Origin of the sequence: Snuella sedimenti, from assembly GCF_016428595.1 — a bacterium.
In the GTDB taxonomy this organism is placed as follows: Bacteria; Bacteroidota; Bacteroidia; order Flavobacteriales; family Flavobacteriaceae; genus Snuella; species Snuella sedimenti.
The window spans coordinates 231,851-245,318 of record NZ_JAELVQ010000002.1 but is presented as its reverse complement, the minus strand read 5'-3'; the positions used below and the strand labels follow the sequence as shown (position 1 = coordinate 245,318).

Below are 13,468 nucleotides of genomic sequence, written 5' to 3'. Positions count from 1 at the left end.
TCTTCATTTCCTATACCAATTCTATTTACGAAAATGTGCAATTATTCTTCTACAAAGGTTACAAATCTTCTAATTTCTATTGTTTAGATTAGATATTAAACGCTTTTGACATCAATTGTTGTCTTATTGGGAACACCTATTTCTTTGGCCACATCTTGCCAAGTTGCTACTACAGCTAATACCTCTTTTATGATTCTATCCATTTTTGTGAACCACTAAAGATTTTAAGAATGTGGTAGAAAACAACCATCTTAGAAAGATGAAAAATTGTACCCTTACTTTATTAATGAGTATACTACTTTTTTAGTATTATTTTATAATTAATGTAAACCGCGTTATAGATCTTTTAGGAAGTGTTAACGAAAATATATTATTGTTTTCCCCTTCCACTTCAAGCATTCTTTTTGTTCCATCTATAGAAGAAGTTTCTGTCCATTGTAAGCTAGTTACTTTTCCAGTAATGTCTCCATTATCCATTTTAAATGTATAATCTAAATGTTCTGTGTTGTTCATATTAACTGCAAAAACAGTAATGGTTTTACTTTCAATAAACGCTCTGGTTTGAAGCTTACCTAATGTTTCTATACTTTCGCCATCAATATCGGTAATTTTTATTGGCTTAGCGCCTAACATAGGTGCTGATGTAGCTCGCATTAATTTGCCCCTTACATTATTTCCTATGGAATAATTCCACCACATAAAACCTGTCATACCAACATCTATTTGTTCCCAAAAGGCCACCATGCCCGCTTCTGCTTCGTCAAAATCGTTTTTATCTGCTTTACTGTCCCAATGTGGTTCTGTAGACCAAAATGGACGGTTTCCAATCAACGCTAAATCTGCTATTAATTTAGTCTTAGGTCGCCATTGCGGATAATAATGCGTGCCATAAATATCCATTGTATCACCCCAACCATTATCCATTAAGGTTTTTACCCAATTTCTCTTATTTGGCCCATAATCTTCATAACCTACCAACAAAGGCATTGCAAACCCTTTATTTATTGCCTGAGTTCTTAGTTCAGCTATTGTTTCTGAATATTTTTGAGGGGTTATATTACCTTCGTTATAAATAAATTCATTATCTATTCCCAGATAATCGATTGTTACCTCTTTAGATTTCATGAACTCAATAAAATCTGCAATTAAGATAGCATATTGCTTAGGAATGATACCATTAGCATCTTTAACCCAGTCTGGAAAAGATGTTTGATCATCTAACTTTTTACTGGCAAATATTTTTAGTTCTTTACCTCCTCTTGCCTGCTTCGCTAAAGCTATTGACTGCAAAACATCATCGTACATATCTTCTGCAACAACCCCAGCACTAGGATGTGCTGGAATTTTATTTTCTCCCCGAATGGGAATTCTTAAACCGTTAGCGTCGTCAATATTAAATATCTCATTGGCTTCGTCTGCATTCTCTAAATTTTTATTTCCTTGCTTAACATCATAAAAAAACACATCTATTTCCTGCCCTGGATTATTAAAGGTGATAATGCTTTGAGCCGTTTTATCAGGTTCTGGTTCTGGATTTGCTACATTAGAATCGTCTATTGTACTTCCACTACAAGCAACTAATATTAAAAATAAAGACATTAATAATGTTGATTGTAACTTAAAATTTTGGTTCATAGCAATATTCTTTAAATTAATTGTTATTGAGAAATGATTATAAGCACGTTTGATGGTATTCTCGATTCATGTAAAACGCATCTATTTACCCATCAATCCAGGAAGGAAATTTGCTGCATTATGTGTTAAAACTATTGAGCCAATATTTTGGCCTTAACATTATTGCCAGCCTTATTTATACTACCATCTTTTAGGGAAATATATTTCCAACTATCATATAACACCAGTCCATCTACCCCAACTTTTAAAGCGGCGTCAATACGGGTGTCCTTACCTGAAAATTTAACGGTATAATTAACTTCTGAATCCCATACAGGCAAATCGCCAGCTAAATTTTGAAAATCACTCCAAGCTTTATGGTTAAATCCCAAATTATGTGTAGAAGCTATTGAAATGTATTGTAAAATATTTGTTTCCCTTAAAACTTTAGTACCTCCCGGGATACCCCAAGTACATGGCCCCATTAGTTCTGCCCCGTTAATATTATTATGCAGTTCTCTATAAATTTTATTCATCTGCTCCACAGACCACTTTGAACCAGGCGCACCATCTTCATTAAATGGTGTTATTAAATCTACCTTATATTTATTTGCAAACGCCTTTATTCTTTTGATAACGATATTAGTTGCCTCATCATTCCCTAAAGTAGAATTTGGTCCAATGTCTTTTTGATTGTTAAAATCTATTCGTGTACCATGCAGTACTTTATTTGCAATACGAACAGCACCATCCCACAGCGCTGGATTTGCCATAATCTTAAAGCCTTTAGATTTAGCACGGGTATACAGGTAGTCGAAAATTTCTTCATTCGGATTTTCACCCTCAGGAAAAATAGTAATTCTAATACCATTTACGCCTAAAGTTTTAAAACCCTCTAAAAGATTTTCTACATGGGCAGTTGTGCTTATACTATTGCTAATTTGAGCCTGTTTAACATCTCCAAATACATCTTTAAGATTCCCCCTATAGCATTTTAATCCAACTTTACTAACGTCTGTTTGCGGGCAATGCAATACTAAATTATCTATTCCTCTAAAACTAAAAGTGATAAATAAAGCAGCAAGTACTGCAATGTTTTTACAACCTAATTTATTAATGCCCTTCATACTTGCTTTATTTAATTAATTACTATTGAGAAATGTTTCCTGACTAAATGTAAATACATCTGAAGGGGTTCTGGCTTCCTGTAAAATAGCCTCCATATGCTCAACAATTTCTGGATGGGCATCTGCCACATTATTGGTTTCACCAATATCGTTGGATAGATCATAAAGTTCTACAGTTGCATCAGGATTCTTAAGTACATTGTATTTAACTGCTTTCCAATTGCCTTTTCTAACAGCTTGTCTTCCGCCTTTTTCATGGAATTCCCAATAGAGGTATTCATGCTGTTTTTGATTTTTAGTATCTCCCTTAAGTGTTGGCAAAAATGAAATACCATCCAAATTATCTGGGGTATTGACGCCCGCAATATCAGAAAATGTAGGAAACACATCCCAAAAAGCAGAAATATGATCCGATTTGCTCCCTGCCTCTATTTTATTTGGCCATTTAACCATCATAGGCACACGAATACCTCCTTCATATAAGTCTCTTTTAGTCCCTTTTAATGGACCATAGCTATTAAAATAATCCGGATCGGCACCACCTTCTCGGTGCGGGCCATTATCGGATGTAAATATGACGATTGTATTGTCTGAAATCCCTAACTCTTCAACTTTATCCATAATCTCTCCAACCTGTTGGTCCAACAAATCAATCATTGCCACAAATGCTGCATGTGACTCTTTTTGAGACAAATAGTGTCCATCGCCATAAGCTTCACCAAACTCTACACCATCAAATTCCTTTTCAGGCAAATATTTGTTTCTGTATTTCTGCATTAAGGAATCTGGAGCAACCAATTCAGCATGTGGTATAATGGATGCCACATAGGCAAAAAACGGCTTGCTTTTATTTTTCTCAATAAACTCGATTGTTTTTTGGTGAATCAAATTTGGAGCATATACCCCTTTATCTAAACCGATATTTTCAGGAATCACGATAGAATCTCTATTAGACCAAAGATGATCTGGATAATAATGGTGTCCCAAACGTTGGCAATTATAACCATAAAAAATATCAAACCCTTGGTTAACTGGATCGCCTTCTGAACCTGGAAAACCAAGACCCCATTTACCAAAAGCACCAGTTACATAGCCAGCTTTCTTCATGGCCTCAGCTAATGTATACGTATTGTCTGGTATAGGAAATTGACCTTCTGGCTGAACTTCTTTATTACCCCTAACAACAGTATGACCTGTATGCATTCCTGTTAATAATGCAGAACGGGAAGGCGCACAAACTGTACTTCCAGAATAATGTTGTGTAAACAACATTCCCTCTGATGCCAATTTATCAATATTAGGTGTTTTAAACTTGGTTTGGCCATAAACCCCTAAGTCTCCATAACCTAAATCGTCTGCTAAGATGTATATTATATTAGGCTTTATATTCTCAGAATTTAATTCTGTTTTTTCTTTTAACTCGCCATTTATATTTAAAGACTTTTTGCATCCAACAGACAAAGCAAGTAAAAAGTATAGTACAATAAGATTAGGAAATTTATTCATTACATTTATTTTTAATTTAAACAGGGCTTTAGAGTCTAAAACCCTGCTTAAAACCCACCAACTCAAACAAAACTAAATTCTAACGATACCCATTATTAGTGGGATCTGTATTTAAAAGGTTTGGATTTAACAAAATCTCATCCTGAGGAATAGGTAATAAAACATGATGCGGTTTAATGTTGTCTGCTGGATTATTAAATGACCTATGCTGTACCGTAGAAACAACGTCAAGTAAAATTCCCCATCTAATTAAGTCCATTCTACGATAACCTTCTGTACAAAGTTCATATTTGCGCTCATCGTACATAGCCTCTCTAAACTCGGTTTGCGACATACCACTCCAAGGTTTGTCTGGCTCAAAGGCACGTTCCCTAACTTTGTTTACATAAGGATAAGCATTGTCTGGTCCATTTAATTCATTTTCCGCTTCAGCAGCCATTAGATAAATATCGGCAAGCCTAAAAACAATATAGTTTTCGTTGTGGTTACCTCTGGGAGAGGTATTATTTAAATTCCAATTTTTTCTAAAATATGGGAATTTCAATTGATACCCTAAATATTCTGTTACTACTGTAACATCATATCTTAAATCGTCTGGGTCCCAATTATTCTGGTTGGCTAATTCTGGCAAAGGTATTGCCCAACCAAAACCACTCATATCCTGATCAATAGCTTGTAAATCTGCCTGCAATAACTGCCACCTTGTTGGTGTTCCTGCTCCCCCTGGTCTGTTATTCCTATTACTTGGCTCATCTCTTAAACGAGGGTTGTAATCATCTGTTCTACTGGTATTACTCTCCCCAAAAACGCCATCCGTAGTAAAGTCAATAGCAAATATTTGTTCATCATTGTATTGGTTTGCAGGATCTGTTTGGTCAAAAACTGCAGCAAAATCATCCAATAGGCGATGTGGCGAATTATCAATAATATCATCACATTCACTTTTTGCTAACGTCCATTCTTTGTCAAATAAATGAAATTTTGCTTTTAATGCAGCTGCTGCCCATTTTGATGCTCTTCCTAAATCGCCACCCGAATATGAAGAAGGTAAAAGCTCTTTAGCCCTGGCCAAATCATTCTTCATATCGGTTCTTATTACATCTTTTGAAAACCTTTCAAGAGAACCCAATTCATCAAGCGGTAAAAGTTCTCTAAAATAGGGTACATCTCCCCATAAATTAGTTAAATGAAAATAAGCCAATGCCCTGATGAACAAACATTCACCTAAGGTTTGGTCTTTAACTTCTTCACTTAAGTTTTCATTGCCATCAATATTTGATATAAAAAGAGAGGAGTTTCTAACTATTTCATACAAACTGGCCCATTGAGCATTCCCGTCGGCTACACCTTCGGCTATCAAATAGTTAGTAATTTCCCTATTTACATTTCTGCTTGGTCCAACTTCATCTGCACCATTCACATAATAATTGTCCAAGCCCCTTGTTCTATAAAGAGAACCCCTGTGCAAAATTCTATACAAACCATTTGCAGCAAGCAATGCCTCTTGGTCGTTGTTAAAGAAATTATCGGTAGCTATTTGATCCCGTAAATCCTCTTCTAAAAACTTATCGCCACATCCCGTAAGTAAAAGAACTCCAAACAGCAATAAGCTTATTTTTGTTATTAAATTTTTCATTGCTAATATTTTTTAAATTAAAATTCCATTTTTACTCCTAAACTAATACTTGTCGCATATGGATAGGCCCCACCGGCAAAACCTTGAGATACCGAACCAAACCCACTTCCTGCTGTAAAACTATTTACTTCAGGGTCACCTAATTGAAAGTCCGACAACAACCATAGGTTTCTACCTGTTACAAACACATTTAAAGATTTAAATGTATTATCAATACCAGCTTGTTTTACTGGGATACTGTAATTTAATGTTGCTGTTTTTAATCTTAAAAACGAAGCGTCTTCAATATTTAAGGTGCTATTTGGGTTGAACAAACTTGCTGATGTTCCCGCTCTTGGTATATCTGAGGTTTCGTTTACCCCTTCAATCCATCGATTAAGAACTCTTGGGTCTATATTTTCATCGCCACGACCAAAAATTGACCTTTGGGTAACCGTATTGAATATCTCGCCACCATAAGAACCTTGGAAGAAAATATCTAAACTTAGGTTTTTATAAGTAAATGTGTTTCTAATACCACCATAAAAATCTGGTTGAGGGCTTCCTGCTACGCTATAATCGTCTTGATTAATTACACCATCTTCATTCACATCTCTATATCGTGGACTTCCTAAGAATGATCTGCCAATAGCTTGATCGTCGATAATTTCTTGAGGGTCTTTATACGTTCCAAGATATTCAGCAACAAAAAATACGGGCATCGGTTGCCCTACCATTAATCTTGCAGAAGGTCCTCCTTGATTTCCAGTAGACTGAATATTTATAAATTCTTCATCACCTAGGTCCAAGACTTTACTTTTATTGGTAGATACGGTTAAGGTGGTATTCCATTTAAAATCGTTTTTATCAATATTTATTGTATTTAACAAAAATTCAAACCCTTTGTTCTCAACACTACCCACGTTTTCCAACACTCTATTACCTGCAGTATTTGGTAAATCCCTGAAAAGCAACAAATCTTTTGTGGTCTTTTTGTAATACCCAGCCTCAAATGAAACCCTATTGTTAAATAACCCTATTTCCAAACCAAGATCCAATTGTTCTGTAGTTTCCCATTGCAAGTTGGTTGATCCAGGAGCAGCAAGGATAACCGCTGGCACCAATGTTTCATTAAAATAATTGAATTGTGGATTAAATAAATCAAATGAATTGTACGCCGCCACACCTTGCTCTCCAACTTCTCCATAACTAGCTCTAATTTTAAATCTATTTATGGCATCAACATTTTCCATAAAGGACTCTTCATCTATATTCCAAGCTACACCCGCTGATGGGAAAAATGAATACTTATTTCCAGCTTCAAAAACAGAAGACCCATCTCGTCTACCTACCAAGGTTAAAACATATCTATCATCATATGAATATGTTAAACGCCCAAACAATGAAGTTAAAGTACGTTGGTTGTAACCCGTTCCTACCTGGTACGTTTCTGGATCGGAACCCAACGATAAATTATTATATTTTACAACATCATTAGGAAACCCTTCGGCAGAAGCATCTGTACCCTCTGAAGTTATTTTTTGGGCTGAAAAGCCTCCCAATATTTTTAAGGCATGATTACCAAAATCTTTACTATAGTTAACGGTTGTTTCACTTAAAATATCTTTCGACTGATTTGTTCTTACTCTACCAAATCCTCCAACATTATTGTTAAGGATTCTTTCGGGTAATAATCCTGGTTGATATTGATTGCCTTTAAAATAATTTAAAGTGGCTCCGATATTTGTTTTAATTTTTAAATCATCTATTAGTTCATATTCAAAATAGGCATTACTTATTATGTTTGTCACTAAATCATGATCTTCCCTTAATTGAATATCGGCAACGGGATTCCTCTGTAAAGTACCACTAATTGGGTTTGTTCCTGTGAAGTTACCTTCTTCGTCATAGATGGCTCTTATTGGTAAAACGCTGCTAACAATTTGCCCAAAACTTGTTTTATTATTTTCTTTTCTAAAAGAACTCAAATTTAAACGTAGCCCCATATTAAATCTGTCGGTCACCTTTACATCTAAGTTATTTCTTAAAGTTACCCTTTCTAACCCTGAACCCTTTACAATCCCTTCTTGGTTAAAATAACTTATGGATGAATAATAATTAGCATTCTCTGTATTACCAGTAATGGAAACGTCTGTATTATAAATGGTTCCCATTTGAGTAACTTCATCAATCCAATCGGTAGTTGGCACAGAACCAGGATCGTCGTAGCGTAAGGGTAATGATGTATCAGTTAATCCAACAGGTAACATAGTTCCATTGAAATCTATATTTGGACCAGGCACAAATTGTCCTGCTTCATTTAAATAATCCACATAATCCTGTCCACCCAATATGTTGATTTTATTAGCCAACATTTCTGTTGTAACACTAGAATTAACTCGAATAGTAGGTTTACCTACTACTGAACGCTTACCTGTTTTGGTTGTAATTAAAATTACCCCAGAGGCACCTCTTGTTCCATAAATAGCCAATGCTGTTGCATCCTTAAGAATTTCCACAGACTCAATATCATTAATATTGATGTTATTTAGGTTAAAACCTGTTCCTGTAATAAATCCGTCTACAACAAAAAGTGGGTTGTTGTTACCATTAATAGAGCTGTTCCCTCTAATTCTAATAGTAGCACCATTCCCTGGCGCTCCATTATTAGAAGTTACCTCAACACCCGCTGCTCTACCTTGTAAAGCTTGATCGACCCTGGCAACTGGCTGGTTTTCTAAAACATCAGATTTAATAGAAGATACTGCCGACACCAATGTTTTCTTATTGGAAGTTCCATAACCAATAACCACAACCTCATTAAGTTGGGCTACATCTTCTTGCAAGGATACATTTATTGTAGCATTAGCTCCTACTGTAACACTTTGAGTTATAAACCCCACATAAGAAAATTCTAAAACATCCTTAGAAGATGCTTGAATAATAAAGTTCCCGTCAAAATCTGTAGACACACCTTGGGTAGTGCCTTTTACAATTACATTTACACCCGGTAATGGGATGTTAGATGCATCGGTAACAATTCCGCTGATTGTATTTTGCGCAGTTACTGAAAAAATACTTAACAGCAACAACAACAAAATAAGTTGGTTTCGTTTCATAAGTTTAATTATTTAATTATTTTTTTATAGCGCACCGTTAGTAAAAGTGCATGAGCTAAATTAAGCCTAGTAGTCCAATAATTAATCTCAAATAATGGTGGATTATGTTGCAACACACATTAAGCAGCGTTTTTAAAATAATTTGCAACATTTATACTCAACAAGCGCAACATATTGATTCTTATAAATTTGCATATGTGCTAAAAAAAAGTGACATTGTGTACACAACTAGACTTAAAACAACAGAAGCAAGATGTTAGCCTTATCCAACAAACTAATTAAAAAAATTATTCATTCAGTAATTTTCATACTTTGTTTTGGGCTGCACTTTGTTTTTTGTCAAACTAGTATTGAAAAGTTTAACAAGTTAAATATTAATGGAACGCCTTTTAATCAAAACGTAAACGTTCTTTTTGAAGACAGTATAGGCTATCTATGGATAGGCACAAATAATGGGCTTTTTAGGTACGATGGTAATAATTTGTTGCAATACCAATATGATGTTTTTGATCCAAATTCAATACCAAACAACAGTATAAACTCAATTGTTGAAGACAAATACAATAACCTTTGGATTGGCTGTGAAAGCTTTCTAATTTTCTTTAACAGAAAAGAAAATAAATTCAAGGGGTTTTATAAAAACGTTACATCAGTAGTTTTACAGAAAGATAAAAATGATAACATTTGGTCCAATGCAAGAAACACAGGTTTAATTCTAATTGAACCAAATGAAGATATTGATAAAATTAAATTAGATTCCCATTTCAACTATTTAAGTTCCAATATTGTAAAATTTGATAGACAAATAAATTCGTTTTTTCAAGATAATTTTAATCGACATTGGTTGGGCACACCTAAAGGTATATTTGTATTTGATGCCAACAAAAAATATATAAAAACCAATTTTAACGAACCTGTTATAGCAATAAAGCCATTTAATAACAATCAATTTTTAGCTTTAACAAACAAACACGTTTATATTTTAGGTTACAATAAAGCCGATTATAAATTAGAATTCCTAGAACAATATACAGGAATTATAGACACCTCGGAAAACACCACCTTTACTGCCGTTGCAATAGACAAAAATAATGACCTTTGGATTGGGTCAACACATGGATTAATAAAAGGTACTAGAACAAATAAATCCTATAGATTTAATTCAAATGAAGACTACCTATCAAATGAAAAGATTAATTCATTGGTATTTGACTCCTATAACAATTTATGGATTGGGTCTTTAAAAGGTATATACAAACATTTGGGAAGAACATCAATTTTTGACTATGTAAATGTTAATTCTGAAAAAAATGTTATAAATGCTGAAACCAATAGCATTTTAAACTACAATGACAATATTCTTTTAATGGGAATGGATAATGGCTTGTTTAAATATAATTTAAACAAAAATGTTGCCTCCAAAATTGAGCTACCCATTAATAACGTAGATAGAATTTCCTTTAACTACAACAAAACTAAACTATTAATCGCAAGCGACACCATCTTTTATGAGTCTGAAAATTTCGAACTGGGCAAACAAGATTTAAAATTAACTGAAATTAAATCTTACAACCGTAGTGTATATGATATTGAGGTTATTAATAAAAATGAAATCTGCATTGGTATTTGGGGAAAAGGAATAGACATAATTAACACAGAAAATAATATATCACCATTTAAAAAGAAGCTTATCGAAATACTTGATGAAAGTCATACTTCCGTATTAAAGCTGTCTTCAAAAAACATCCTATGGATTGGTACCCGAGGAGAGGGCCTTTTTAGGGTAGATTTTAACAACGAGAGCTATGAACAATTTTTGCCAAGGAAAGAGGGCGGATTAACATCTAATGCCATATTGTCCATTCACGAAGATAGTAATAAGAATATATGGATTGGAACCCGTGGTGGTGGCTTAAACAAGTATATTGAATCTACAAATAGCTTTATGAATTTTGAAAAATCTAATAAACTTATTGCTAAAAAAGTGATTGCCGCCATACAAGAAGACAGAAAAGGCAATCTCTGGATGAGTACAGAACAAGGATTGATAAGGTTTGAGGCAACAACGGAAAAGTTCAACTTTTTTGGAGTTGAGGATGGCATAGAAACGAGTAAATTCATATTCAACTCCAGTGCCAGTACTGAAAATAATTTAAACTTGTATTTTGGTTCTAATAACGGCTTTTATACAATAAAAACTAATTTGTTTTCTCAACAAAAAATAATCCCTTCAACCGTCATTACAGATTTCTACACATTAGGGCCATCTAAAAATAGTAATGCCAGCAATAAAGAGAATACTATAAATAGCCTGAATGTTAATTCTGAAACTACCATAGCACTTCCGTATAATCAAAATAATATTGTGGTTAGTTTTTCCTCACTAGATTTAACATCACCCAGCAAAAATCAATATGCTTATAAATTGGAAGGGTTAAATGACTTTTGGATTTACACCAATGCATCAAACCGAAATGCCAACTATAACGATTTACCTCCTGGCACATATATATTTATGGTAAAAAGCTCCAACAGTGATGGTGTATGGAACGAAACACCAACTAAGCTTTCATTTCAAATAAATCCCCCAATTTGGAAAAGTAAATGGGCCATTTTAGGATATTGGGTCTTGTTTTTTATAATAATTTACACAAGTTTTCTTTTAATTAGAAGATGGTACAGATTAAAAAAGAACTTGGTTAAAGAAACTATTAGCAGAGAAAAAGACAATGAACACAACAAAATGAAAATGATTTTCTTTACTGATATTTCTCATGAATTAAGAACACCATTAACCCTAATATTAGGAACCATTGAAAAAATTGTAAAAGACCGTAAATTTACTTTAAGCCCACTAACAGCACAGCGTATTTACAATAATTCCTTACGCATGAATCGATTGATTAATCAGATCATGGATATTAGGAAATTTGATGTTGGTGAATTTAAAATTCAAGTTTCTAAAAATAATATCATTACCGATATAAAGAAAATAAAAAATGCTTTTAACGATTTTGCCAAAATGCACCAAATAAGGTATGAATTTGTTTCTTGCGAAAAATCGTTGGAAGCTTGGTACGATGTTGAAATAATTGAAAAAATATTGTTCAACCTGTTATCAAATGCTTTTAAATTTACACCCGAAAAAGGACATATTACAATTGCTGTAGACAAAGTATCCAGTGACGAAATAGCATTAAAAAAAGTAAAGCTAAAAAGCGGCACTTATGTTAAATGCTCTGTTCGAGATTCCGGCATTGGAATTCCCCAAAAAGATTTAGAGTTTATTTTTGATAGATATTATCAATCCACCAAACTTCCAACCAATCAAGTTCCTGGTACAGGTATAGGAATGGAATTAGTACAAAAATTAGTAGAACGACACCATGGGACAATTACAGTGGAGAGTGAAGAAAACAAATACACAGAATTTATATTTTTCATTCCAGTTGAAAAATCTCAATACAAGAAAAAAGAAATAAGTGAAAAAGACAACAAAACTACAAAAAGCATCATTGAAAACTCTGAATTCTCTTTTATTGAAGAAATATCAACACTTAATACCATAAATGATACGAATAAAAATTCTAAACCATCAATTCTATTGGTTGAAGACAATGTAGAAGTAAGAACTATGATAAAAGAAGAACTAACAAATAGCTTTTATGTACTTGAAGCATCTAATGGGGAAGAAGGTTACGACCTTATAGTAAAAGAAAAACCACAATTAATTATTAGTGATATTTTAATGCCCATTGAAGATGGGGTTTCTATGCTTAAAAGAGTTAAGGCAAACCCAGAAACCAGCGACATTCCTATTTTTATGTTGACCGCTAAAGGTGCACAAGAAACTAAAATTGAATGTTTAAGCTTAGGTGCTGCCGATTATATTGAAAAACCATTTAGTTTAGAATTTGTAAAATGGAAAGTAAAAAACACCTTGTTAACAAGAAAAGAACTCAAAGAGAAATACAGCAAAGTAATAACCGCTGAACCATCAGAGATCCATGTTGATTCCAACGATGAAAAGTTCATCAAAAAACTGGTTAAAATTATTGAAGACTCAATGGATGACAATCTGTTAAGTGTTGAATATTTGGCTTCAGAGGTCGGCATGAGTAGAGCAAATTTATACCGAAAAGTACAAGCCATCTTAAATGACACCCCAGTAAATTTCATTAAAACCATTAGGTTAAAACGTGCAGCTCAATTATTAAAAAATAACGACCTATACCTATCTGAAATTGCTTATATGACAGGATTTAACAACCAAAAATATTTTGGAAAATGTTTTGCCAAACAATATGGCATGAGCCCAACAGAATACATAAAAAAACACGCCAATGCAGGTAACATAATAACAATTGACACAGATTAAAAAACTAGAAAAAACTAAATTTTATCTGATACAACATTTTAACCCCATATTAGCGACAACTTCATCCACTAAAAAATAATACGATTTGTAATTTCGAAGAAAAATTAAA

General features: G+C 33.6%; 6 protein-coding genes. 1 reads left to right on the top strand and 5 read right to left on the bottom strand.

Translation table 11 applies throughout. The features are described from left to right. Positions 1–309: 309 nt before the first annotated feature. The 5 genes from JF259_RS02830 to JF259_RS02810 all read right to left on the bottom strand — a co-directional run bounded on the left by JF259_RS02830 (position 310) and on the right by JF259_RS02810 (position 8,981). Positions 310–1,599, bottom strand: coding sequence for a hypothetical protein (locus tag JF259_RS02830; protein WP_199113098.1), 1,290 nt, complete (start codon positions 1,597–1,599; stop codon positions 310–312). Between the two features lie 167 nt (positions 1,600–1,766). Next, positions 1,767–2,741 carry a hypothetical protein gene (locus JF259_RS02825; protein WP_199113096.1) on the bottom strand — a complete coding sequence of 325 codons (975 nt, stop codon included), beginning with the start codon at positions 2,739–2,741 and terminating at the stop codon, positions 1,767–1,769. Positions 2,742–2,756: 15 nt separating this feature from the next. Beyond that, positions 2,757–4,247: an arylsulfatase gene (locus tag JF259_RS02820; RefSeq protein WP_199113094.1), complete on the bottom strand. Its 1,491-nt coding sequence runs from the start codon at positions 4,245–4,247 to the stop codon at positions 2,757–2,759. A 79-nt stretch (positions 4,248–4,326) separates the two neighbouring features. Then, positions 4,327–5,883 (bottom strand): RagB/SusD family nutrient uptake outer membrane protein, encoded by a 1,557-nt coding sequence (locus JF259_RS02815; RefSeq protein ID WP_199113092.1) that lies wholly within the window; start codon positions 5,881–5,883, stop codon positions 4,327–4,329. A 17-nt stretch (positions 5,884–5,900) separates the two neighbouring features. Further along, positions 5,901–8,981, bottom strand: a complete 3,081-nt coding sequence (locus JF259_RS02810) for a SusC/RagA family TonB-linked outer membrane protein (RefSeq protein ID WP_199113090.1) — start codon at positions 8,979–8,981, stop codon at positions 5,901–5,903. Positions 8,982–9,234: 253 nt separating this feature from the next. Here JF259_RS02810 and JF259_RS02805 point away from each other — a divergent pair, with 253 nt between their 5' ends. Further along, the gene (locus JF259_RS02805) at positions 9,235–13,359 is read left to right on the top strand and encodes a hybrid sensor histidine kinase/response regulator transcription factor (RefSeq protein ID WP_199113088.1); all 4,125 of its coding nucleotides are present in this window, start codon (positions 9,235–9,237) and stop codon (positions 13,357–13,359) included. Positions 13,360–13,468 lie beyond the last annotated feature (109 nt).